The following is a 23,185-nucleotide window of genomic DNA, read 5'->3' as shown; positions in this document are numbered from 1 at the left end:
CGAACACGCTCCCCTTCCGGGGTCTGAGGGCACTTGGTGCCCGACGGCCCCGGAAGGGGAGTACGTTCCTCACTCACAGTGCTTCGATTCTGGAGGAAGGACACCCCATGGCTGACCCGGCACGGGCACAGCGAATGGCCAAGCGGATCTCGTCGATCGTGGCGTCGTCGATCGCCCACGACATCAAGGACCCGCGGCTGGCCCACGTCACGATCACCGATACCAAGGTGACCAACGACCTGCACGACGCGACGGTCTTCTACACCGTCATGGGCGAATCGATCGATGCCGAACCCGACTACGAGGCCGCTGCCGCGGGACTCGCCAAGGCGACCGGGATTCTCCGCTCGAAGGTCGGCGCCGGAACAGGCGTGCGCTTCACCCCGACATTGAGTTTTGTCCTCGACACCGTTCCCGACGCCGCGCGCCACATGGAAGAACTCGTGGCGCGCGCACGCGCCAATGACGAACTCGTCGCGCGCCAGGCGAAACAAGCGCAACCTGCCGGTGACGCAGACCCGTATCGAAGCAAGGACGAAGACGGCGAGGACGGTTCACGCGAGTGACCACTGCCTCCCCTGCGGCGATCGCAGATGTCCTCGGCGGGGCATCGGCGGTGACAATCCTCTGCCACGTCCGACCCGACGCCGACACCATCGGTAGCGGACTCGCGCTGGGACTCGCGTTGACGACACGAGGCCTCGACGTCGAGGTCTCCTATCCCGGTCCCGAGAGCCTGCCCGCGGCCCTTCGTGACCTGCCAGGGGTGCGGGGGCTACTCGTCGAACCGGACGCACTCAAGGGGCACGACGTGACCGTGTCGGTCGACGCCGCCGGACCTGATCGGCTCGGCGATTTGGCCGCGGTCTTCGAGGGCGCGGTCACGTCGGTCGTCGTCGACCATCACATGTCCAACGGGGGTTTCGGTGACCTCGACTTTGTCGACCCCGACGCCGACTGCACCGCCGTACTCGTCCTGCGACTCATCGACGAACTCGACGTTCCGCTGAACGCCGACATCGCGACGTGTCTGTACGCGGGTCTCGCGACAGATACCGGATCGTTCAAATGGGCGCGCCCCGACTCGTTTCGGGTCGCGGCGCGACTACTCGACAGCGGAGTCGACGGTCGACGGTGGAGTCGGGCGCTGTTCGACACCCATCCCTTCTCGTGGCTGTCGATGGTGGCCGGGGTTCTGGCGTCGGCGACATTCATCCCGAAAGCAGCCGACGGTGCGGGACTCGTCTACGCCGTCGTCGATCACGACGCGATGGTCGGCATGAGCTGGGAAGAGTCCGAAAGCATCATCGACATCGTGCGAACCACGGCAGGCGCCGAGATCGCGGCGGTGTTCAAGGAGATCGAACCGGCGAGTTGGACGGTCTCGTTGCGGTCGAAGGCATCGGTCGATCTGGTTCCGATCGCGCGCGCACTCGGCGGCGGCGGTCATCGACACGCCTCCGGGTACAGCGATATCGGGAGTGCCCAGGAGGTCGTCGACCGGCTGGTGGGGTTGCTCTGACCGAGCCCGCCCGACAGGCCGACGCCCAGGCGATCGCCCCGGACACGGGGATACGCCGCATCGCGGTGTTGTCGGTGTCGGCTCTTGCGGTGCTGACCGCGCCGCCGCTGTATCTCCTCCTCGACCTCGCCGTTGTCGGGCGCCTCGGCGGCGACGAATTGGCCGCGCTCGGCGTCGGTGCTCTGGTGCTCTCGGTGATCAGTACCCAGCTCACCTTTCTCTCGTACGGGACAACCGCGCGTTCGGCTCGACGCTTCGGTGCGGGCGACCGCGCGGGCGCGGTGGGAGAGGGCGTGCAGGCGACGTGGATCGCGCTCGGCGTCGGTGGTGTGATCGTCGCCGTGATCTATCCGCTGGCACCGTGGGTGATGCGACTCATGGTCGGCACGTCAGGTCCGGATGCGAGTCACGTTGCGGCGGAAGCAACTTCGTGGTTGCGAATCGCATGCTTCGGCGTGCCACTCATTCTCGTGTCGATGGCGGGCAACGGCTGGATGCGTGGTGTCCAGGAGACCCGACGACCGGTCGTGTACGTCGTGGTCGGATTGTCGGTCGGGGCAGTGCTGTTGGTGGGGTTGGTCCACGGGCTGTGGTTCTTCCCGCGGCTCGGCTTGCAGGGCAGCGCAATTGCCAACGTCGTCGGACAATCGATCACCGGTCTATTGTTCGCGACGCGACTCCTGCGCGAAGTGCTCCCCGATGGTGGGCGCCGCGCGTTGCGTCCTCGGTGGGCGGTGATCCGAGCCCAACTCGTGATGGCGCGCGACCTCGTGGCGCGCAGCCTCTCGTTCCAGGTGTGCTTTCTGTCGGCGGCTGCCGTCGCGGCCCGCTTCGGGGTGGCCGCCGTTGCTGCTCATCAGCTGACACTTCAACTGTGGGAGTTCATGTCACTGTTCCTGGACTCGGTGGCCATCGCGGCTCAAGCGTTGGTCGGTGCCGCGCTCGGGGCGGGTGCGGTCACAGCGGCCCAGAACGTGGCTCGCAGGGTGACTGTCGTGTCGGTGGTGGCTGCGTCGGCAATGGCAGGGGTCTTCGCCATCGGCGCCGGCGTGCTGCCGAGACTGTTCACGAGCGATGCCAGGGTGCTCGACGCGATCAGCACGCCCTGGTGGTTCTTCGTCGCCATGCTGCCGATTGCGGGAGTCGTATTCGCGCTCGACGGTGTGCTCCTGGGCAGCGGCGACGCCGCATACTTACGGTCTGCGACGTTGGTGGCCGCGCTCGTCGGATTCTTACCGCTGATCTGGCTGTCCCTGGCGTTCGACTGGGGATTGGCCGGCATCTGGACGGGCCTTGTGGTGTTCATGGTGATTCGCATGCTGACCGTCGTGTGGCGGATTCGGTCAGGCCGGTGGCAGCGGGTCGGACACGAGCGCGGTTGATCGACGGCACCAATGTCGATGGCTCGCGCGGCGTCCACTCAGTAGCCGGGCTGTGGGTACGCAGGTCGCGGTCTGCTCTGAGTGCGTCCGCGTCGGATGGCCAGGCCGATTCCGTCGCAGGCCCACACACTGAGGATGCCGAGCACACAAAAGCCTATGAATACGACGCCGTCGAGAAGCGACGCAGTTATGTACGACTTCGGATAGTGGATTGCCTGCTCGATCCATCCCCCCGCCGCGCTGAGCGCGAGCGCCGGGATGATGCCGATCAACGCGAAGGCAGTTCTTCTGCGTGCGAGTGACCACCCCACCACGACGCCAAGAATGACGAGTCCGTTATTGGCGCTGTACCACCATTCGAATTCGGCGTAGGTCCAGCCCGAGTAGAGGCGTGGGCCGGAGATAGCCCACAGTGCGTCGAGTACACGTTGCAATCCCAGGAGCACCAAGGCGGCGCCGGGACCGAGGATTCGTTGCGGAGTGGATCGGGCCCACACGGCGAGGACGCCCATGTATAGCAGGGCTGCCAACGTCCAGACGCTGAATCTCCACCAATCGTGCAACCCGAACTCACTCAGAGCGATTTGGAGCGCGCAGCTCACAACAAAGAAGAATCCGCCGATCGCTGCGCTGACCAGGGCTTGTGCCCACCACGGGCCGCGGTCGCCGAGAGGTGTGCGGGCGGGGCGGCGTGGCGGGTACATCGGGTACGGGGGCTGGTAGGAATGACCAGGTGGTTGTGCAATAGGCGGCTGGGGTTGGCTCGGATACACGTGCGCATCCTGACACAAGGTGGAACGCAACATCGAGTGGGTCACCGGTGATTCATTCGGTTGAAAACAGTGGCGCCGCGGCCATCTGGCACGATGGATCCTCGTGGCTACACTCTGGGCGATCAGCGATCTTCACGTCGCGCACCGCGGCAACGAGAGCATCGTCGACCAGATTCGACCGTCGGCTCCCGACGACTGGCTGATCGTCGCGGGCGACGTGTCCGAACGTACCGACGACATCATCGACACCCTGCGTCGACTCAAGGCTCGATTCGACACGGTGATCTGGGTGCCGGGCAACCACGAGCTCTACACCACCGCCAAGGACCCGCTGCAGATCTTCGGTGTCGCGCGCTACGACTACCTCGTCCAGGCGTGCCGCGACATCGGGGTGGTCACGCCGGAAGACATCTACCCGCTGTTCGACGCGGGCGATGGCAGCGAACCCGTCCGCGTCGTGCCGATGTTTCTGCTCTACGACTACACGTTCCGCCCGGAGGGCACCTCGACGGCGCTGCAGGCGCTCGCTGTCGCACGGGAACGCAACGTGGTGGCGACAGACGAGTTCTTGCTGTCCGCCGAGCCGTACCCGACCCGGGACGCGTGGGGGAGGGCGCGCATCGAGTCGACGCGCAAGCGTCTCGAGGCACTCGACCCGGCAGAGAAGACCATCCTGATCAATCACTGGCCGCTGCGGCGCGAACCGACCGACGCGCTGTTCTACCCCGAATTCGCACTGTGGTGCGGCAGTGAACTCACCGCCGACTGGCACACGCGGTTCAACGCCACATGCAGCGTCTACGGACATCTGCACATCCCGCGCACCACCTGGTACGACGACGTGCGGTTCGAGGAGGTGTCGGTCGGATACCCGCGCGAGTGGAAGCGACGCGGCCTACCCGAACCGCTGCTACGTCAGATCGCACCCGATCCCGGTGTGCGCGAACAGGATCTACCCGATCACGGCGCGCGCTTCAACCTGCCGCCGGATTACGCCGAGCGTGCCCGCGAGTTCGCCGAACGCGTGGCGCAGCGTCGAGCACAGCGAAGCTCGGGTCAGACGAGCTCAGGTCAGGAGGGCGACAAGTGATCGAACGACTCCTCCCACCTGGCGTCGCCTCCGCCGAATCCTTCGGCGACCCACCGGGTCTCGAGCCGATGCCCGCCGAGGAATCGCTGATCTCGCGCGCCGTCGAGAAGCGTCGTCGTGAATTCATCACGGCGCGTCACTGCGCCCGTCAGGCGCTCGGACAGCTCGGGATCGAGCCGACGCCGATCATGCGCGGCGACAAGGGAATGCCGTTGTGGCCGAACCAGATCGTGGGCAGCCTGACGCACTGCGACGGATATCGTGCCGCCATCGTCGCGTACGCGATGGGCGTCAGGACACTGGGAATCGACGCCGAGCCGCACGACGTGCTGCCCGACGGCGTGCTCGAGCACACCAGCATTCCTGCCGAACGTGACGTCATCGCACAGCGGCCGTCGGGGCTGCACTGGGATCGACTTCTGTTCTGCGCCAAGGAGACAACCTACAAGGCATGGTTTCCGCTGACCCAACGCTGGCTCGGCTTCGAGGATGCCCACATCACGTTCGAGCAGACCGCGGAGAATATGGGGACCTTCCGCTCCCGAATCCTGATCGACGGCTCGGTCATCGACGGGGGAACACCGATCACCGAGTTCTCCGGGCGCTGGCTGGTCGACGACGGCTACATCACCACGACGATCGTGATGAGCTGACGTGGCCGACTCATCGATCGAGAACGCCGGATTGGTCATCGTCGACAAGAATGAGGGCATCACGAGTCACGACGTCGTCTCTCGTTGCCGAAAGCTGTTCAACACCAGACGAGTTGGCCATGCGGGCACACTCGACCCGATGGCGACCGGAGTGCTCGTGGTCGGCGTCGAGCGGGCGACAAAACTGCTCGGATTGCTCGCACTGACCACCAAGTCGTACACCGCGACCATCCGCCTGGGCGCCGCAACCGACAGCGACGACCGTATGGGCGAGGTCATCTCGAGCGCCGACGCGTCGTCGATCACCGACGAGCAGATCGCGGCAACGGTCGCGACACTCACCGGCGACATCGAGCAGGTGCCTGCCAAGGTCAGCGCGATCAAGGTCGACGGCAGGCGCGCGCACGCGCTGGCACGGACCGGCGAGGAGTTCGAGCTCGCCGCGAGGCCGGTCACCGTCTCGCGATTCGACGTGTTGGCTCGACGCGACGAGGGGGAGTTCGTCGACCTCGACGTCGTCGTCGACTGTTCCGCAGGAACCTACATCCGCTCTCTCGCACGCGATCTCGGCGCGGCACTCGGAGTCGGGGGACACCTGACCGCGCTGCGTCGAACCGCGGTCGGCCCGTTCACATTGGAACACGCACGGACCCTCGAGCAGTTGGCTGAGCGTCCCGAGCTCAGTCTCACGATCGACGAGGCCGCCCTGATCTCCTTCCCGCACCGCGATATCGACGACGACGAGGCCGAATCCATTAGTCAGGGACGGTGGTTGACGCCGATCGGGCGCAAGGGCATCTACGTGGTTGTCGACCCCGCCGGGCAGGCCATCGCGCTGGTGCAGGAAAAGGGGCGTCGGGCGAGTTCTGTGATGGTCGTGCGGCCGGCAACGCTGCGATAGCGACGCGTGGCTTGACGCGCTCCTGACAGTGCGTCGTGTTCAGTGCTCGGCGACGAGGAAGATCGCGCGAGCGGCGATGTCGCCGAGCACGATCGGCTCGGCGCCGTCGATCGAGATCGAGATCGTGCCGGCGAACGGGCGTTTCTCGGAGACGTGGACCACGCAGTCCAGAGCGACTCCGAGTTGGTCGAAGTAGCGGAGCACCTCGGGATCGGTATCGGAGATTCGTGCGATTCTGCCGCCCTCACCCGTGTCGAGATCGGCGAGTGAGAACGCCTCCGGTGCGGGTATCGAGCCGTCGACACGCGGGATGGGGTCGCCGTGCGGGTCGCGGTCCGGATGACCGAGTTTCGTGTCGAGGCGCGCCATGAAGCGGTCGGACATCGCGTGCTCGAGGACCTCGGCCTCGTCGTGCACCTCATCCCACCCGTAGCCGAGTTCGCGGACGAGGAATGTCTCGATCAAACGGTGGCGTCGCACCATCAGCACCGCGGCCGCCCGACCCTCGTCGGTGAGGGTGACTGCGCCGTACCGCTCGTGTGAGACGAGGCCCTGATCGGCGAGTTTGCGGATGGCCTCCGACGCCGTCGACGCCGATACGCCCATCTTGTCGGCGAGCATCTTGGTGGTCACCTTGACCTCGGCCCACTCCTGGCTGGTCCAGATGACCTTGAGGTAGTCCTGGGTGACCGTCGACAACTCGGCCACGGACGTATCGGGACCGGCAGCTCGGGTTTGAGGCATGAAACGAGCTTAGCCCCGCCTACCTACGCCGAAGCTCCGTGGCCGACCCAACCCGGCGCCATCGCGGCATGGACAACTGTCATTGGTGTGGTGGCATGCCGCGATTCACTGTGTGGACGTGCGTGATTCACGATGCGCGTTCGGATCGGCATCGGGCGGGCGCGGGTGCTGGTTCACCGGCGTCGGTCGCCGTAGGCTTGTCGGCGTGTTGCGATGGCGAGGTCTGGACGAGGTGCCCGCGGATTGGGGCAGGTGTGTGGTCACCATCGGTGTGTTCGACGGCGTCCACCGGGGGCACGCGCAGTTGATCCACGCCGCGACCTCCGCGGCGGCCGAGCGTGGCATCCCGTCGGTGTTGATGACGTTCGACCCGCACCCCGCCGAGGTGGTCCGCCCCGGAACGCACCCACCACAGTTGACGACGCTGACTCGTCGGGCCGAGTTGGCCGAGGAGTTGGGAATCGACGTCTTCTGCGTGATGCCGTTCACCCCCGAGCTGGCGTCGCGTTCTCCGAAGGACTTCGCGCACAACGTTCTCGTCGAGAGCCTGCATGCCGCCGAAGTGGTGGTCGGTGCCAATTTCACCTTCGGGAAGAAGGCCGCGGGCAACGTCGAGAAGCTCACAGAGCTCGGTCAGCGCTTCGGGTTCGAGGTGCAGGCCATCTCGCTGTTCGGCGAGCACGCGGTGACCTACTCGTCGACCTACATCCGCTCGTGCGTTGCTGCGGGCGACGTCGAGCGCGCGGCAGAAGCCCTCGGACGGCCCCACCGCGTCGAGGGAGTGGTGGTTCGCGGTGACGGACGTGGACGCGAATTGGGTTATCCCACAGCCAATGTCGCACCGCCGATGTACGCGGCCATTCCGGCTGACGGGGTGTACGCCGCGTGGTTCACGGTTCTTGGACCCGGACCGGTTGTGGGCCAGGTGATTCCGGGGGAGAGCTACCAGGCGGCTGTGTCGGTGGGTACCAACCCGACGTTCTCCGGGCGTACGCGGACTGTCGAGGCATTCGTCCTCGACACCACGGCCGACCTCTACGGTCAGCACGTCGCCGTCGACTTCGTCGACAGAATCCGCGGCATGGAGAACTTCGACAGCATCGACGATCTGCTGACCGCGATGAGCGGAGACGTCGACAAGACCCGAGGCATTCTCGCCGCGACCCAGAGCGGCTCGTAGGACCCAGGGCGCTTTGGCGCGATTTGGGCTGGGACCTGCGCGGTTGGTAGCCTGACATGTCGGTGCCGCTGCAGTCCGCGGTGGCGCACCGAATCAGCGTTGACGATCCCGGGTGGGATTGCCGCTGGTCACAGATGACGCGGGACTGAAACAACAGGAGTATCTCCATGGCATTGACTGCCGAGCAGAAGAAAGAAATCCTCACCGAGTACGGCCTCCACGAGACCGACACCGGCTCGCCCGAGGCTCAGGTCGCGCTGCTGACCAAGCGCATCACCGACCTCACCGAGCACCTCAAGGAGCACAAGCACGATCACCACAGCCGTCGTGGTCTGCTGCTGCTCGTCGGCCGTCGTCGCCGCCTGCTCAAGTACGTCGCCAAGGTCGACATCGCACGCTACCGCTCGCTGATCGAGCGCCTCGGCCTGCGTCGCTGAGCGACCCCGAGCTGCGGTCGCTGAGCGACCCCGAGCTGCGGTCGCTGAGCGACCCCGAGCTGCGGTCGCTGAGCGACCCTGGGTTCCGTCGCTGAGCGACACACGAACTGAACGGACCGGTCATCTCCCACGTGGAGGTGGCCGGTTCGTCGTTTCCCGGCCTCGTCGTTTCCTGGTCTCAGGGGCAGCGATGATAGGCTGATAAGCGGAACGTTGCAGATTTGTGTGCTCACACACATGTCGCAGAGTCAGATCGGTCCTCGGTAGTGGCCGCCGGAATCGCCAGATGATTCCGGCCGCTTCGATCGAAGGCCGTCTGAGCACCCACGGGTCGCACTAGGGCGGCCCTGGCATGCAGTGGCCATTTCGCGCGATGTTCTGGGCCGGTAGTGGCGCTACGCGCGCCCCGGTGCGCGAGTTCATTCGCGCAGTTCATCGGGAGCGCACGTCAGTCTGTCGCTCCTGGTCCCAATCCGCATATTCGGGTCGCTATGGGCGGCCACCACCACGGTCGCGTCGAATGCGACCGGCACGAAGGGATTCATAGCCCACATGACAGATGTCACCACCACTGAGGTCGTCGAGGAGTTCGACGACGCGATCACCGAGGCAACGGCCGTCATCGACAACGGCAGCTTCGGCACCCGCACCATCCGGTTCGAGACCGGACGTCTCGCCCTGCAGGCAGCCGGTTCGGTAACCGCCTACCTCGATGACGAGACCATGCTGCTGTCGACGACAGCGGCGTCGAAGCATCCCAAGGAGCACTTCGACTTCTTCCCCCTCACCGTCGACGTCGAAGAGCGTATGTACGCCGCGGGACGCATTCCCGGGTCGTTCTTCCGCCGTGAGGGCCGTCCGTCGACCGATGCCATCCTGACCTGCCGTCTGATCGACCGTCCGCTTCGTCCGTCGTTCGTCGACGGCCTGCGCAACGAGATCCAGGTCGTCGTCACCGTCCTGAGCCTCGACCCCAAGGATCTGTACGACGTCGTCGCGATCAACGCGGCATCGGCGTCGACCCAGCTCGCGGGCCTGCCGTTCTCCGGTCCTGTCGGTGGCGTGCGTGTCGCGCTCATCCCGACCGAGGAGAACAAGGCCGGCCAGTGGGTGGCGTTCCCGACCGTCGAGCAGCTCGAAGGCGCAGTCTTCGACATGGTCGTCGCCGGCCGCATCGTCGGAGAAGGCGATGACGCCGACGTCGCGATCATGATGGTCGAGGCCGAGGCAACCGACAACGTCATCGACATCGTGGCAGGCGGCGCGCAGGCGCCGACCGAGGCCATCGTCGCCGAGGGCCTCGAGGCTGCCAAGCCGTTCATCGCTCGTCTCTGTGAGGCGCAGAAGTCGCTCGCAGCGGCCGCTGCCAAGGAGACCGCTGAGTTCCCGCTCTTCCCGGCCTACGAGTCCGAGGTCTACGACGCCGTCTCGGCTGCTGCCACCGAGCGTCTCTCGCAGATCCTCACCATCCCGGGCAAGCAGGAGCGCGACGAGAAGACCGACGAACTCAAGGCCGACATCCTCGCCTCGCTCGGCGAGCAGTTCGAGGGTCGTGAGAAGGAGATCGGTGCGGCATACCGCTCGGTCACCAAGAAGCTCGTGCGTCAGCGCATCCTGACCGACCACTTCCGTATCGACGGTCGTGGCATCACCGATATCCGGTCGCTCTCGGCCGAGGTCGCCGTGATCCCGCGCGCCCACGGTTCGGCACTGTTCGAGCGCGGCGAGACCCAGATCCTCGGTGTCACCACACTCGACATGGTCAAGATGGCGCAGCAGATCGACTCGCTCGGACCCGAGACGTCGAAGCGCTACATGCACCACTACAACTTCCCGCCGTACTCGACCGGTGAGACCGGTCGCGTCGGATCGCCCAAGCGTCGCGAGATCGGCCACGGCGCGCTCGCCGAGCGTGCCCTCGTGCCGGTGATCCCGAGCGTCGAGGACTTCCCGTACGCGATTCGTCAGGTGTCGGAAGCGTTGAGCTCCAACGGTTCCACCTCGATGGGTTCGGTCTGTGCGTCGACCATGTCGCTGCTCAATGCCGGTGTGCCGCTGCGCGCTCCGGTCGCGGGTATCGCGATGGGCCTCGTGTCCGACACTGTCGACGGCGAGACCCGCTACGTCGCGCTCACCGACATCCTCGGTGCCGAAGATGCCTTCGGCGACATGGACTTCAAAGTCGCGGGCACCAAGGACTTCGTCACGGCGCTTCAGCTCGACACCAAGCTCGACGGCATCCCGTCGAAGGTGCTGGCCGGCGCATTGAGCCAGGCCAAGGACGCGCGCCTGACCATCCTTGACGTCATGGCCGAGGCCATCGACGAGCCCGACGAGATGAGCCCGTACGCCCCGCGGATCACCACCATCAAGATCCCGATGGACAAGATCGGCGAGCTGATCGGCCCCAAGGGCAAGACGATCAACGGCATCACCGAGGACACCGGCGCCAACATCTCGATCGAGGACGACGGCACCGTGTTCATCGGTGCTGCCGACGGCGTCTCGGCGCAGGCCGCGATCGACAAGGTCAACGCTATCGCCAACCCGCAGCTGCCCAAGGTGGGCGAGCGCTTCCTTGGCACCGCGGTGAAGACCACCGCCTTCGGCGCGTTCGTGTCGCTGCTGCCGGGCCGCGACGGTCTGGTGCACATCAGCAAGCTCGGTAAGGGCAAGCGCATCAACAAGGTTGAGGATGTCGTGAAGGTCGGCGACAAGCTTCAGGTCGAGATCGCCGACATCGACGAGCGCGGCAAGATCAGCCTCGTCCCGGTCGACGACAGCGACAAGTCCGGCAGCGATGCGGAGCAGTCCGAAGACAAGGCTTCGGCAGACGCCTGATCTGCTGACGCCGCGGCGCTCGCCGCGAGAACTCGACGGCCCGTCGTCCACAATGGAGTGGACGACGGGCCGCCGTCGTCGGTGACGACATGGTGACGAGGATGTTCGGTGAGGGGAGTGGCGATGGCGGAAGATGAGCGGGGCGGTGAGGCTGCCGGAGTCGTCGCGGACAAGCTCACCGTCGCACACCGGCGTGAGCCCGCCGGATCGGTCGACCACACCGTCGAGAGCCTCATCCGCTCAGCCCCGGTTGTCGGCACGGCCGACATGTCGGTGCGGGAAGCGGCGCAACTGATGACCGAGCGCAATCGCGACCACGTGCTGATCCCGTTGCGCGACGGCGGTTTCGGAGTGCTCACCGACGCGATCCTCCGTGAGCGAGTTGTCGCGGCGGGCGCATCGCTCGATACCCCGGTGACCGCGCTGACGCAGCGTCGCGCAACCGTGGTCGCGCCGCACGTCGCGGCCACCGACGCGCTCACCACGATCCTTGAGAACGACCTGACGGCACTGCCCGTCGTCGACGCAGGCGGAGTGGTGCACGGCGTTGTCGCGCCGTCGGACTTCGTGGCGGCACCCGGAGGGCCGAGTGTTGCTCTGCGCGAGCAGATCTCACGTGCGCGCGACGTCGTCGAATTGCAGGAGCGTGCGTCTCGGGTGCCGTACCTGATCGCCGACCTGGTCCGTCGCGAGCAACCAGCACACTCGGTTACCACGATGGCGTCTCTTGTCGTCGATGCAGTGGTCCGTCGTGCACTCGAACTCGTCCTGGCCTCACATCCGGAGTTGGACCCGACCAAGTTGACGTGGATGTCGTTGGGCAGCAACGCTCGTCGGGAGACCGTGTTGAGTTCCGACATCGACTCGGCCGTCTCGTTCTCCGACGACGTCAGCGACGAGCAGGTGCAGGCTTATCGGGTGGCCTTCGGAGAGGTCGACGCTGTGCTCCGCGGAGCGGGCATGGCCGTCGATGACAACGGCGCGATCGCCTCGATGCCGTTGTTCTCGCGCACTCACGCGCGGTGGCGCGCTGCCGCGGAACGGTGGCTCGCCGAGCCGTTGGAGAACAAGGGCATGATTCTCACGTCGTTGTTGATCGACGCCCGCCCCATCTGGGGCGATGAAGGGCTCCCGGCGGTCGGCGAGGTGTTCGCCGACCTTCGACGACACCGAGGAACGCTGAATCTCCTGCTGGCAGAAGCTCTTGCCACCAGAGCGAAGATGCGGTCGATGCGCGATGTTCTGACTCGTCGCGGCGATGACTTCGACATCAAGCAACATGCGATCGGTCCCCTGGTGAACTTCGCCCGCTGGGCGGCGTTGTCGGTGGGGTCGCCGCAACTCGACACACGCGGTCGGTTACGCGCCGCGTCGGGAACCGAGTTGTTGTCCGACGACCAGGCCGACACCTTGATCGAGGTCTTCGAGATCTTGCAGCGAATCCGCCTCAATTACCAAGTCGCACAGTTTGATCGGGGTGAGGAGGTGAGTGACGTGCTGGACATGAAACGGTTGTCTCCGCTCGACCGCAGCATGGTCGCGCAGGCCGTACGCGAGATCGCCGGGGTGCAGCGCCGGGCCGCCAACCGCGCGCACTATCTGCCGGTAGGTTCGGCGTAATGAATTCTGTGAGAAGGGGTCGCGCGCGGTGTGTTTGATTCTGTTCGCCGTCGACGCCGCCCCGGGATACGAGTTTCTCCTGGCCGCCAATCGTGACGAGATCTACTCGCGACCGACCGACGGCATTCACCGGTGGGCCGACGCCCCGATCATCGGTGGTCGTGATCTGACGGCCGGCGGCACGTGGATGGGTGTGTCGACGACGTCGCCACGACGCATGGCGGCGGTGACGAATGTGCGCATCGGCGAGCCGAAAGTGCTGCCGGACAAACGATCACGCGGCGACCTGCCCGTCGACTTCCTCGTCGGTGAGGCCACCCCGCGGGAAGCGGCGGAGCATCTTTTGCGACACGCCGACGAATACGCGCCGGTCAACCTGCTGGTGGCCGACGGCGTCGACGTCTGGTGGGCGACGAATGCGCCCGTGCCCGAGGCGAGGGCCGTGGCGCCCGGCTGGCACGGATTGTCGAATGGCGTGCTCGACAGCGACTGGCCCAAGGTGACCGATGGTGTTCGACGGTTCCAGCACGTCGCGGCCGAGCCGGGCGCGCTGCCGGACGACTACCTTGCGATGCTCGACGATCGGCGCCTGGCCGACCCCGCGCGACTGCCGGACACGGGCATCGACCCCGAGCGTGAACACGAGCTCTCAGCGATGTTCGTCGACATGGACGGCTACGGCACCCGCGCCTCGTCGGTGCTGCGCATGGGACGCGACGGCCGCGGCGACCTGACCGAACGTCGTTTCCACGAGGGAAAGGCCGCCGCGACCACGGTGCTGTCCTGGTGATCTCCGCAGTGACTGGTCGCCGCCGGCTGGTTTCCGCTATCGACACGGGTCGTCGTGCTGCACCCCGAGTGTGCGCATCGCAGCCGCCGTCCGGTTATGTTGCTCAGGTGATTCGCGCTGCAGTCGACGTTCTACCCATTGCACTCGGCCTACTGATGGCGTCGGCGCCAATGGTGATGGTCAGCATGGCGCTGGTGATCAGACGGTCGGTGGGGGCTGGTTGGAGCTTTCTGCTCGGTTGGATTCTCGGGCTCGTAATCGTCTGCGGGGTGGTGGTCGCTGTCGCCGACCTGGTGTCCCTCGCCGGTGAGACGGGGACCGTCGGCGGCGTGGTCGGCGTCGTTGTGGGCGTCATCCTCCTCGGCCTCGGCGTGTGGAAGTGGTATGGCGAGTGGCGGAACCCGAACAAGGGCGACGTGCCGTCGTGGTACGAGTCGATCGAGCGTATGCGCGGGTCAACGGTCTTTGCCTTCGGTATCGGTATGGCGGCGCTGAACCCCAAAACCTCTTCCTCGCTGTCGCGGCCAGTGTCGCCGTCGCCGAGGCGACGGACAACATCGGCGCTCAGGCCGTCGGAATCGTCGTGTTCGTCGTCGTCGGCAGTATCGGAGTGGCCGCACCCACCGTGGCAACGCAGTTGGCAGGGGACCGCGCGGGAGCGACGCTGGCGCGGGTCGACGAGGTGATCACGCGGTACAACGCAGTGATCGTCGGTGCCGTGCTCATCATCCTGGGCGCCGTCGTGACGACCAACGGGATCGATGCCCTGCTCGCGTCCTGAGTTGCAGGCACGCACGACAACCGCCGGGCCCGAGGCGATCTCGGGTCCGGCGGTTTCGCGATGGAGGTCGTGGTCAGCTGGTGGCGAACGGATTCTGCTCGGCGGGGATGTCGAGCGCTGCGCCGACCTCGGCATTGAACAACGTGCCCGCGTGGGTGCTCAGGCCGCCTGCGAGTGCGGCATTGTCTGCCAAGGCCTTCTCCCAGCCCTTGTCGGCGAGCTGCAGCACGTAGGGGAGCGTGGCACCGGTGAGTGCCTGCGTCGACGTACGGGCAACGGTGCCGGGCATATTCGCGACGCAGTAGAACACGGTGTCATGCACGGTGAAGGTCGGGTCGTCGTGGGTGGTGGGACGCGAATCCTCGAAGCAGCCGCCCTGATCGATGGCGATGTCGACGAGCACCGCGCCCGACTTCATCTGCGCGACAAGGCTGTTGGGGACGAGCACAGGCGCCTTCGCGCCGGGGACGAGGACCGCGCCGATCACCAGGTCGGCCTGCTTGACCGCGTCGGCGAGTGCCAGCGACGTCGAGTAGCGGGTGTGGACGCGGCCGCCGAAGCGTGCGTCGACCGCGCGCAGTTTGGCGATGTCGAGGTCGAAGACGGTGACCTGTGCGCCCATGCCCATGGCGATGGTCGCGGCGTTGACGCCGCTGACGCCGGCACCGATGACGACGACGTCGGCGGGCTCGGTACCGGGGACGCCGCCCATCAGCACGCCGCGGCCGCCTTCGGAACGCATGAGGTGGTAGGCGCCCACCTGAGGAGCGAGTCGGCCTGCGACCTCGCTCATCGGGGCGAGCAGGGGAAGCGAACCGTCGGCGGCGCGGACCGTCTCGTAGGCGATCGACGTGGTGCCAGACGCGAGCAGCGCGTCGGTGCACGGGCGGCTGGCCGCAAGGTGCAGGTAGGTGAAGATCGTCTGGCCCTCGCGCATGAGTCCGTATTCGGCCTCGATGGGCTCTTTGACCTTGAGGAGCAGGTCGGCCTGCTCCCAGACCGCGGCGGCGGTGTCGAGGATCTGTGCGCCGGCGGCCTTGAAGTCGGTGTCGTCGATGGCGGAACCGAGGCCTGCACCTGCCTCGATGATCACGTCGTGGCCGCGTTTGGTCAGCTCGGCGACGCCTGCAGGCGTGATGGCGACGCGGTATTCGTTGTTCTTGATTTCGGTGGGGATGCCGATACGCATCGGGTGCTCCTCGGAAGTGTTGGGGTGTGGTCATGTGCTGCGCGGCGGAGGCGCTGCTCTGCGCTGAACACCTTCAAGCGTGAAGGAACGTCGAATGGTGCACAATATTGATGAGGAAAGTTCTGTAGATTGCGGTTCAAGGTGAAGAATCGTCAGATCGAGGAGTTGTGATGGCCGCCACGCCGAAGGATGTTCGGGCAGTCGAGCTCGACGCGACCGATCGTGAACTACTGCGCGTCCTGCAACTCGATGCGCGTATCCCCAACAGTGAGCTTGCGGCACGAGTGGGGATCGCGGCGTCGACAGCACACGGACGCCTCCGACGGCTCGTCGACGCCGGTGTGATCCGCGGATTCTTCGCCGACGTCGATCCGGCCGCGGTCGGACGGCCATTGCGGGCAATGGTCGCCGTGAGCTTGCAGTCGGATGCGCGTGGGCAGATCCGCCAGTTCGTCGGCGAGATCGCACAGCGAGATGAAGTGATCGACGTCTTCTTTCTCGCGGGTGCCGACGACTACCTGCTGCACGTCGCGACCGCCGACACCGAGGCATTGCGCACGTTCGTCGAGATGCTCAATGCCAGACGCGAAGTCGCAGGTACCACGACGTCGCTGGTCTTCGACCACCAGCGCGGCGATGCGCCGATCTACTGAGGGTCGGCACGAAAGTGCCGCCCACTAGACTCGGACAGGAATGTTCGACCGAGCACGCGAGGAGAGGGAGCACCGATGAGTGACGAGATCAGAGTGGGCGTGTTCGGCAGTGGGGGCAAGGTCGGGCAGGCCATGGTCGACGCTGTCGAGGCCGCCGAGGATCTCGTCTTCACCACGGGCGTCGACAAGGGCGACGATCCCGCTGCCTTCGTCGACACGGACACCTCCGTCGTCATCGACTTCACGCATCCGAGCGTGGTCATGGACAACCTGAAGTTCTTGATAGAGAACGGAATTCACGCGGTCGTCGGTACGACCGGGTTCACCGCGGAACGTCTTGCGCAGGTGCGCGAGTGGTTGTCCGATGCGCCGGGCGTCGGAGTGCTGATCGCACCCAACTTTGCGATCGGAGCCGTCCTGTCGATGCGTTTCGCGCAGCAGGCGGCGCGCTTCTTCGACTCCGTTGAGGTCATCGAGCTGCACCATCCGCATAAGGCCGACGCGCCGTCCGGCACCGCGTATCGCACGGCGGCGCTGATCGCTGAGTCGCGTGCCCAGGCGGGCGTCGGGCCGAGCCCCGATGCCACGACCGAGGAACTCCCCGGCGCGCGGGGAGCAGTTGTCGACGGCGTGCGCGTGCACTCCGTCCGACTCGCCGGTCTCGTCGCGCACCAGGAGGTCCTCCTCGGTACACAGGGCGAGACACTGACCATCCGTCACGACTCGATCGATCGCAGTTCGTTCGCGCCGGGCGTGCTACTCGGCGTTCGCCAGATCGGCACCCGCCCGGGCCTGACCGTCGGACTCGACGAACTGATGGACCTGTAACTGCCGATGTCTGCCGAGCCGAACAAGAAGCACAAGAAGGATCCGACGCAGCGCGACGCCCGCCCGATCGTGTGGATGATCGGGTTTCTCGTTGTCGCCATGATCGTCTACTTCGTGCTGCTCGGCAGGACCGGTGTGCAACTCATCGCGCACGGCGGCGTCGTGGCGGTGGGGCTCGGCATCGGTGTGTTGATCCTGCCGTTCCTCGGTGCGTGGCTGATCTGGTCGACGCTGCGTGCGGGTATCGAACATCAGAAACTGGCGCGGATCATGGCGCAGGAGGGGCGTGAACTCAACGTCTCCGACCTGCCGCGTCGAGCGTCGGGTCGCATCGAACGCGAGGCCGCGGACGAACTCTTCGCACAGGTCAAGCAGGAGTGGGAAGCGAACCCCTCCGATTGGCACAACACGTATCGGATCGCGCGCGCCTACGACTACGCGGGAGATCGCTCCCGAGCCAGAGAGATGATGAAGCGTGCTGTGGCCCAGTTCCATGGACGTGACGAGCGGCCCAGCACATGAGTGACGCTGTCCGTGCGCTGCTGGATGCGGAGCAGCTCTGGGTTGACGCGCTCGCGCAGGTCGGTCCGGCTGCGCTCGATCGCCGCAGTGGCGCCGATGGCTGGACCAACCGCGACCTCATCAATCACGTCACCGGCGGTGGCCATCGATACGCGATGCTGCTCGCGGGTGCGAGTGCCGGCGATGTCGAGACGACCAGGGACTCCGACTACATCGTCGACGATCCGGTTGGTGAGTTCTGGTGCTACGAAACCATGCTGCGCGAGTCCGCAGCGGCCGCTGACCTCAGCGCTGCCGTGGATCATCGGGCCGGGCAGCGCTCGGGTGACGACCTGCTGATCATGCGCGCCATGGATCTCGCGCTGCACACCCACGACCTCTGCGTCGGTATCGGAATCAGGTGGGAGCCGTCGGACGATCTCGTCGAGTACCTTCTCAGCGACGCGTCGCCTCTCATTGAAGAACTCAGGGGCTTGGGCCTTTTCGGCGCTGCTCTCGAGTGCGCCGACACCGACTCGGCGAGCGCGGCCGATCGGCTCCTGGCGTTTTCCGGACGGGCACGATGACCTCGGGGAGCAGATCATGAGTCGCCTGCTGATCATCCATCACACGCCGTCGCCGCATTGCCAGGCGATGTTCGAGGCGGTGGTGTCCGGCGCGACCGACCCCGAGATCGAGGGGGTCGACGTCGTGCGCCGGGCCGCGCTGTCGGTATCGACGAGCGACTTCCTCGACGCCGACGGCTACGTCCTTGGCAGCCCGGCGAACCTCGGGTCGATCTCGGGCGCACTCAAGCACGCCTTCGACTGCTCCTACTACCAGATCCTCGACTCGACGCGCGGTCGCCCGTTCGGCCTCTACCTTCACGGCAACGAGGGAACGGAAGGCGCGGTGAACGCTGTCGACCGGATCACCGCGGGGCTTGGTTGGGAGAAGGCCGCGGAGTACGTGATCGCGTCGAACAAGCCGGACAAGGCGGTCCTCGAGGCGTGCTGGGAGTTGGGCGCGACCGTGGCCGCGGGTCTCTCGGACTAGGCTCCCCGGGCAGATCGACATCACAGACGCGGCTCGAATTGGCAAACGCGGCCGGTACACCAGCCGCGTCTGCCGACTCGAGCCGCGTGTGGAACGTCGAGTTTCGACAAGCGGCACCACCGCCCAGTTTGTGCCGACTTTGCCGTGATCTACGACGAATCTGCGCAACTGCTGGAAGACTTGCGCAGTCAATCGTCGGTGAGTGCGGAGGGCGTCAATCGTGAGAGGTTCAGGCTCGTCGTGGCAGGCAGTGGCTTCGTGGCAGGCAGTGGCTTCGTGACGGGAGTACCGGCGTGATCGCCACCGCCGTTGGAGATGTGTTGCCGATCGCGGTGACGGTCGCGATCAGTCCGGTCGCGATCATCTCGGGTGTCGTGCTCCTGTTGTCCGAACACGGCCGCGCCAAAGCGGTTCTCTTTGCTGTGGGGTGGATCATCAGTCTGCTCGTCGTGACGGGCATCGCGGTCGCGGTGACGGACGTGGCAGAAGAGGATTCACCCGCCGCCACGGATGACGGAGTCAAGATCTTCACCCTGATTCTCGGGGTGATCTTCCTTGGACTCGCAGTGGTTGCCTGGCGAAAGCGACCCGCACCAGGTGAGCCGGCGAGCGAAGCGAAACTGCTGGCCAGGGTGACGGCGATGTCGGGGCTGTCGGTGTTGGGGCTCGGACTCATCGAGGCGGTGGCAATCGTGAAGAACGTGCCACTCAGTTTCGGCGCGGGGGCGCGCATAGCCGAGGACACCGGGAACCGGTCAGAGGCGTGGATAGTGCTGGTGATCTTTGTCCTCATCGCCAGTCTCGGCATCCTGCTTCCGCTGCTCATTGCGATAGTGGGAGGTCACCGGCTCGATCCGGCGCTGAACAACTTCAGGGAGTGGCTCGAGGCAAACATCTCGCCGATCACCATCATTACGTGTCTCGTCGTCGGCGTGTACTTCATCGGCAAAGGTCTCGCAGTGTTCTCATGAGGGCGGTTCTCACGAGGGCTGGTCATTCCGCGGACTGGTCATTCCGTGGGTTGCGCTTCGTCGACGGTGTCGGTCAGTTCGGCGATGATCTGCGCCTGCCGGACCAGGAACAAACGTTCGTCGAGCTTCTTGCGACGCATCCAGGTGGTGACCTCGGTATTGCACTTGCTGGCGTTGCACGAGCGGCAGCACGGCACCACGTTGCTCAGGGTGTAGCGACCACCACGGGAGATCGCCAACATGCAATCGCGTTGTAGCGCAACACCATCGGCGTGGCAGTACGCGCATCCGCCCCACGCCTCCTGAAGTGCTTCCCACTGGAGTGGAGTCAGGTCGTGTGACTTCGACGCGACTCGTGACCTGCGACGTCGTGCGTAGCGGTTGGCGCGGGTACGCGGGCGGGGAGGCACGCGTCGAGCCTAGTCTGTTGTCACCACACATCACACGAGCCACACGCAACCCACAAGGGGTGTCGCAGGGGCAGGGGGCAGGTGCGGCGGCCCTAGACTGGCAGTCGTGAGTACGGCCATCCGCGACCTCAGCTCGACAGAGACGATTCCGACGCCATATGAAGACCTGCTGCGTCTGGTGATGGACACCGGCACGCCCAAGGCCGATCGCACCGGGACCGGAACGCGCAGTCTGTTCGGGCATCAGCTCCGCTACGACCTCGCTCAGGGTTTCCCACTGATCACCACCAAGAAGGTGCATCTGAAGTCGATCATCTACGAATTGCTGTGGTTTCTGCGCGGCGACTCGAACGTGCGATGGCTTCAGGACAGGGGCGTGACGATCTGGGACGAGTGGGCCGACGAGAACGGCGAACTCGGCCCTGTCTACGGCGTCCAATGGAGAAGCTGGCCGACGCCGTCGGGCGAGCACATCGACCAGATTTCCGCGGCGCTCGAGATGCTCAAGACCAATCCCGACTCGCGACGCAACATCGTGTCCGCGTGGAACGTGGGGGAGATCCCTCAGATGGCGCTACCGCCGTGTCACGCGTTCTTCCAGTTCTATGTGGCCGACGGCAAGCTGTCGTGTCAGCTCTATCAGCGCAGTGCTGATCTGTTCCTCGGAGTGCCGTTCAACATCGCGTCGTACGCGTTGCTCACGCACATGATGGCGCAGCAAGCTGGTCTCGACGTCGGGGAGTTCGTCTGGACCGGCGGCGACTGCCACATCTACGACAACCACGTCGACCAGGTCAACCGGCAACTCTCGCGTGAGCCGTATCCGTATCCGACGCTTCGGCTGACTCCGCGCGAGTCGATCTTCGACTACGAGTTCGACGACGTCGAGATCGTCGACTATCAGTCACACCCAGGCATCAAGGCGCCGGTCGCGGTCTGATTCGAGAAGTCTCCGTTCGTGTCCTCCGAACGGAGGGTTTCTTGCGGCCTGATTTTCAGTACCGATGGTATCGAAGTGTGATGTGTGTTACATCATGACGTGCCGAGCGGAGATCTGATGGGCCTAACCGCACTCTGCCGGTCTCGTTGATCGGGCGCACCGTGCGACCAACGGGCTGACTATCGAAGTCGGGTCGGGAGCGGTAGGCCCGATCGGTTGGTAACTACATATGGGATCGATTCTGCGTGTCTGCGCCGCGACGGCGTCGGCGATCGGTGGCGTCATCGGAGCTGTCTGGGCGGCTGCCGCCATGACGGTGGCGAACGCGGCGACCGTCACGGCACTCATCATGGGTGGTACCTGGAATCCGTTGGTGGACTTCGGTCCTCAAGCGCAAACCGACGAGTTCGTCGACACCTATCTCAATCTCATCGCGTCGAACTACCTCGCGCAGGCCAGTGGTGTGAACGCGGCCGACCTCAACAAGGTCGCCGTGTACACGCCGGAGGAGTTCGCGCCGTTCACCGCGGGCGACCTGAGTTCGATCGTTCGGTCGCGCTCGGAGTGGCGAATCTGAGCGCCTGCATATCGGGTGCCACTGCGTGTCCGCGCAATCTCTCGTTCGGCACGCCCGCAGCGGGCGATCAGCTCGTCGTGTTCGGATACTCGCAGAGCACCAGGATCGCGGCGATCACCAAGCGATCGCTGATCGACTACTACTCGAGCGTCGGCTGGGCGTCGGCCCCCGACGTCTCTTTCGTTCTGGCCGCAGACGTGAACAGGCCCAACGGGGGAATCCTCGCGAGGTTCGCTGGATTGTCGATTCCGTTCCTCGGCATCAGCATGGACGGCGCGGCGCCGACAAACAGTTGCGTCGACGGCCAATGCTATTTCCGCACAACCGATATCAGCTTCCAGTACGACGGCTTCTCGGACTTCCCGTCACACCCTCTCAACGTGATCGCCGACCTGAACGCGGTTCTCGGCATCGCCTATCAGCACGGCCTCTATCCATTTGAATCACCGTTGGGCGCACCGGGAACCGTCGATCAGGGCGAGTACGGCGACACGCACTACTACATGATTCCGGCAGAGGTCCTGCCGATCCTCGTTCCACTGGTGGGCGTGCTACCCGCGACGTGGATCACCGCACTGGACATGCCACTGCGGACCATCATCGAGATGGGTTACAACCGAGAGCTCAGCCCCGGGGAACCGCTTGCGGCGCAGTGGTTCCGGTTCTCGCCGGTGCGTGACGCCATCACCGTCGCGATCGCGCTTGCGACAGGGATCGACGACGCCGTCGCGCAGAAGACCGGAGATCCGTCCAACCGGCCGCTCGGCACAACGGCAATCAGCGGACCGTTCGGGGTGCCGGAGTTCAGCTTCCGTGACTGGTTCGACGCCGCCCAGCCCGGCAGTTCAGCGGGTTCCTCGCGCGGTTTGAGCGTCGAGTTGTCGGCGACTTCTGCCGCCGCTGACACACCGACGGCTCCCGCCGTGGCCGGGGCGCGATCCGCGGTGGTGAACGATCCGATCTCGACGCCGTCCGGTCAGCGCGGAACAGATGCGATGGCGCCGCAGGGCGTCGAATCCGGCGGGGCGTCGGCGAAGGCGACACCACCGACTGATCAGTCGGATTCGGACCCATCCGCAGCCTCGACGACGCCCCCGCAGGTGACGAAGCCCAATGCCCAACCGCAGGTGCACCCGGAGGGCGAAGCGAAACGCCCCGCGACGGTAGGTGACCCGGCAGGCGGTGGCAGTCGACCGGGCGACGACGCGCCGGGTGCCGCCGCCACGGGAACGACACAGTCTGGTGGTGTCACGGATGCCGGGAACAGTGCAGGACAGGATGATTCGACGAAGGGTGACCGGGACGGGTCCGCGCTGGGAGAGCCTGTCGGACCCCGGCGGTAGTCT

At 65.6% G+C, this 23,185-nt stretch carries 24 protein-coding genes and 1 pseudogene; 21 read left to right on the top strand and 4 right to left on the bottom strand.

Annotated elements, in window-relative coordinates:
• Positions 1 to 107: 107 nt before the first annotated feature.
• The 3 genes from rbfA to A5785_RS12970 are packed head-to-tail and all read left to right on the top strand — an operon-like array spanning position 108 to position 2,904.
• Entirely contained in the window at positions 108 to 566 is a 459-nt protein-coding gene (rbfA, locus tag A5785_RS12980) for a 30S ribosome-binding factor RbfA (protein WP_064866821.1), read from the top strand.
• The gene (locus A5785_RS12975) at positions 563 to 1,522 is read left to right on the top strand and encodes a DHH family phosphoesterase (protein ID WP_064866820.1); all 960 of its coding nucleotides are present in this window, start codon (positions 563 to 565) and stop codon (positions 1,520 to 1,522) included. Before rbfA ends, A5785_RS12975 begins: the two co-directional genes overlap by 4 nt.
• Positions 1,519 to 2,904: an MATE family efflux transporter gene (locus A5785_RS12970; protein WP_051993773.1), complete on the top strand. Its 1,386-nt coding sequence runs from the start codon at positions 1,519 to 1,521 to the stop codon at positions 2,902 to 2,904. The genes A5785_RS12975 and A5785_RS12970 overlap by 4 nt, the downstream gene beginning before the upstream one ends.
• Positions 2,905 to 2,942: 38 nt before the next feature.
• Here A5785_RS12970 and A5785_RS12965 read toward each other — a convergent pair whose 3' ends face one another.
• On the bottom strand, positions 2,943 to 3,434 hold the full coding sequence (locus tag A5785_RS12965) for a hypothetical protein (RefSeq protein WP_141630825.1): 492 nt from the start codon (positions 3,432 to 3,434) through the stop codon (positions 2,943 to 2,945).
• A 346-nt stretch (positions 3,435 to 3,780) separates the two neighbouring features.
• On the opposite strand from A5785_RS12965, the gene A5785_RS12960 reads away from it, so the two are divergent.
• From A5785_RS12960 to truB, 3 genes are read left to right on the top strand one after another with little or no spacing between them, the layout of a single operon-like run.
• Entirely contained in the window at positions 3,781 to 4,767 is a 987-nt protein-coding gene (locus tag A5785_RS12960) for a metallophosphoesterase family protein (protein WP_005204458.1), read from the top strand.
• Positions 4,764 to 5,420 carry a 4'-phosphopantetheinyl transferase family protein gene (locus A5785_RS12955; protein ID WP_005204461.1) on the top strand — a complete coding sequence of 219 codons (657 nt, stop codon included), beginning with the start codon at positions 4,764 to 4,766 and terminating at the stop codon, positions 5,418 to 5,420. Before A5785_RS12960 ends, A5785_RS12955 begins: the two co-directional genes overlap by 4 nt.
• A gap of 1 nt (position 5,421) precedes the next feature.
• A complete protein-coding gene (gene truB / locus A5785_RS12950; protein ID WP_005204463.1) occupies positions 5,422 to 6,321 on the top strand; it encodes a tRNA pseudouridine(55) synthase TruB in 900 nt (299 codons plus the stop codon).
• Between the two features lie 39 nt (positions 6,322 to 6,360).
• On the opposite strand, the gene A5785_RS12945 is transcribed toward truB, so the two are convergent.
• Positions 6,361 to 7,065, bottom strand: coding sequence for a metal-dependent transcriptional regulator (locus A5785_RS12945; protein ID WP_005204465.1), 705 nt, complete (start codon positions 7,063 to 7,065; stop codon positions 6,361 to 6,363).
• Between the two features lie 205 nt (positions 7,066 to 7,270).
• Between A5785_RS12945 and A5785_RS12940 the strand changes: the two genes are divergently transcribed.
• From A5785_RS12940 to A5785_RS24050, 6 genes and pseudogenes are all read left to right on the top strand, one after another.
• The gene (locus A5785_RS12940; RefSeq protein WP_039855079.1) at positions 7,271 to 8,245 is read left to right on the top strand and encodes a bifunctional riboflavin kinase/FAD synthetase; all 975 of its coding nucleotides are present in this window, start codon (positions 7,271 to 7,273) and stop codon (positions 8,243 to 8,245) included.
• A gap of 167 nt (positions 8,246 to 8,412) precedes the next feature.
• The gene (rpsO, locus tag A5785_RS12935; RefSeq protein WP_005204469.1) at positions 8,413 to 8,682 is read left to right on the top strand and encodes a 30S ribosomal protein S15; all 270 of its coding nucleotides are present in this window, start codon (positions 8,413 to 8,415) and stop codon (positions 8,680 to 8,682) included.
• Between the two features lie 552 nt (positions 8,683 to 9,234).
• On the top strand, positions 9,235 to 11,523 hold the full coding sequence (locus tag A5785_RS12930) for a polyribonucleotide nucleotidyltransferase (protein WP_005204471.1): 2,289 nt from the start codon (positions 9,235 to 9,237) through the stop codon (positions 11,521 to 11,523).
• A gap of 123 nt (positions 11,524 to 11,646) precedes the next feature.
• On the top strand, positions 11,647 to 13,143 hold the full coding sequence (locus A5785_RS12925) for a putative nucleotidyltransferase substrate binding domain-containing protein (protein WP_064866817.1): 1,497 nt from the start codon (positions 11,647 to 11,649) through the stop codon (positions 13,141 to 13,143).
• Between the two features lie 28 nt (positions 13,144 to 13,171).
• Positions 13,172 to 13,933: an NRDE family protein gene (locus tag A5785_RS12920; RefSeq protein ID WP_005204474.1), complete on the top strand. Its 762-nt coding sequence runs from the start codon at positions 13,172 to 13,174 to the stop codon at positions 13,931 to 13,933.
• A gap of 155 nt (positions 13,934 to 14,088) precedes the next feature.
• Positions 14,089 to 14,714: pseudogene (locus A5785_RS24050) on the top strand (GAP family protein).
• A gap of 73 nt (positions 14,715 to 14,787) precedes the next feature.
• Here A5785_RS24050 and ald read toward each other — a convergent pair.
• Positions 14,788 to 15,903: an alanine dehydrogenase gene (ald, locus tag A5785_RS12910; RefSeq protein ID WP_005204479.1), complete on the bottom strand. Its 1,116-nt coding sequence runs from the start codon at positions 15,901 to 15,903 to the stop codon at positions 14,788 to 14,790.
• A 170-nt stretch (positions 15,904 to 16,073) separates the two neighbouring features.
• Here ald and A5785_RS12905 point away from each other — a divergent pair, with 170 nt between their 5' ends.
• The 6 genes from A5785_RS12905 (at position 16,074) to A5785_RS12880 (ending at position 19,912) form a co-directional block, all read left to right on the top strand.
• Positions 16,074 to 16,556, top strand: coding sequence for an Lrp/AsnC family transcriptional regulator (locus A5785_RS12905; protein ID WP_005204483.1), 483 nt, complete (start codon positions 16,074 to 16,076; stop codon positions 16,554 to 16,556).
• Between the two features lie 75 nt (positions 16,557 to 16,631).
• The gene (dapB, locus tag A5785_RS12900) at positions 16,632 to 17,384 is read left to right on the top strand and encodes a 4-hydroxy-tetrahydrodipicolinate reductase (protein ID WP_005204484.1); all 753 of its coding nucleotides are present in this window, start codon (positions 16,632 to 16,634) and stop codon (positions 17,382 to 17,384) included.
• A gap of 6 nt (positions 17,385 to 17,390) precedes the next feature.
• The gene (locus A5785_RS12895; protein ID WP_005204486.1) at positions 17,391 to 17,906 is read left to right on the top strand and encodes a hypothetical protein; all 516 of its coding nucleotides are present in this window, start codon (positions 17,391 to 17,393) and stop codon (positions 17,904 to 17,906) included.
• A complete protein-coding gene (locus A5785_RS12890) occupies positions 17,903 to 18,472 on the top strand; it encodes a maleylpyruvate isomerase N-terminal domain-containing protein (RefSeq protein WP_064866813.1) in 570 nt (189 codons plus the stop codon). Before A5785_RS12895 ends, A5785_RS12890 begins: the two co-directional genes overlap by 4 nt.
• Positions 18,473 to 18,488: 16 nt before the next feature.
• Positions 18,489 to 18,941: a flavodoxin family protein gene (locus tag A5785_RS12885; protein ID WP_005204489.1), complete on the top strand. Its 453-nt coding sequence runs from the start codon at positions 18,489 to 18,491 to the stop codon at positions 18,939 to 18,941.
• A gap of 293 nt (positions 18,942 to 19,234) precedes the next feature.
• Positions 19,235 to 19,912 carry a GAP family protein gene (locus A5785_RS12880; protein WP_005204491.1) on the top strand — a complete coding sequence of 226 codons (678 nt, stop codon included), beginning with the start codon at positions 19,235 to 19,237 and terminating at the stop codon, positions 19,910 to 19,912.
• A 38-nt stretch (positions 19,913 to 19,950) separates the two neighbouring features.
• On the opposite strand, the gene A5785_RS12875 is transcribed toward A5785_RS12880, so the two are convergent.
• On the bottom strand, positions 19,951 to 20,322 hold the full coding sequence (locus A5785_RS12875; RefSeq protein ID WP_039855063.1) for an HNH endonuclease: 372 nt from the start codon (positions 20,320 to 20,322) through the stop codon (positions 19,951 to 19,953).
• A gap of 106 nt (positions 20,323 to 20,428) precedes the next feature.
• Between A5785_RS12875 and A5785_RS12870 the strand changes: the two genes are divergently transcribed.
• The 3 genes from A5785_RS12870 to A5785_RS12865 all read left to right on the top strand — a co-directional run bounded on the left by A5785_RS12870 (position 20,429) and on the right by A5785_RS12865 (position 23,182).
• Positions 20,429 to 21,262 carry a thymidylate synthase gene (locus tag A5785_RS12870; protein ID WP_005204498.1) on the top strand — a complete coding sequence of 278 codons (834 nt, stop codon included), beginning with the start codon at positions 20,429 to 20,431 and terminating at the stop codon, positions 21,260 to 21,262.
• A 229-nt stretch (positions 21,263 to 21,491) separates the two neighbouring features.
• Positions 21,492 to 21,839, top strand: a complete 348-nt coding sequence (locus A5785_RS23725; protein WP_231894179.1) for a hypothetical protein — start codon at positions 21,492 to 21,494, stop codon at positions 21,837 to 21,839.
• Positions 21,827 to 23,182, top strand: coding sequence for a PE-PPE domain-containing protein (locus A5785_RS12865; protein WP_231895470.1), 1,356 nt, complete (start codon positions 21,827 to 21,829; stop codon positions 23,180 to 23,182). The genes A5785_RS23725 and A5785_RS12865 overlap by 13 nt, the downstream gene beginning before the upstream one ends.
• Positions 23,183 to 23,185: the final 3 nt, after the last annotated feature.

Origin of the sequence: Gordonia sp. 852002-50395_SCH5434458, assembly GCF_001665905.1 — a bacterium.
GTDB classification, from domain to species: Bacteria; Actinomycetota; Actinomycetes; order Mycobacteriales; family Mycobacteriaceae; genus Gordonia; species Gordonia jacobaea.
The sequence above is the reverse complement of the archived record's forward strand: the minus strand, read 5'-3'. Positions and strand labels throughout refer to the sequence as shown.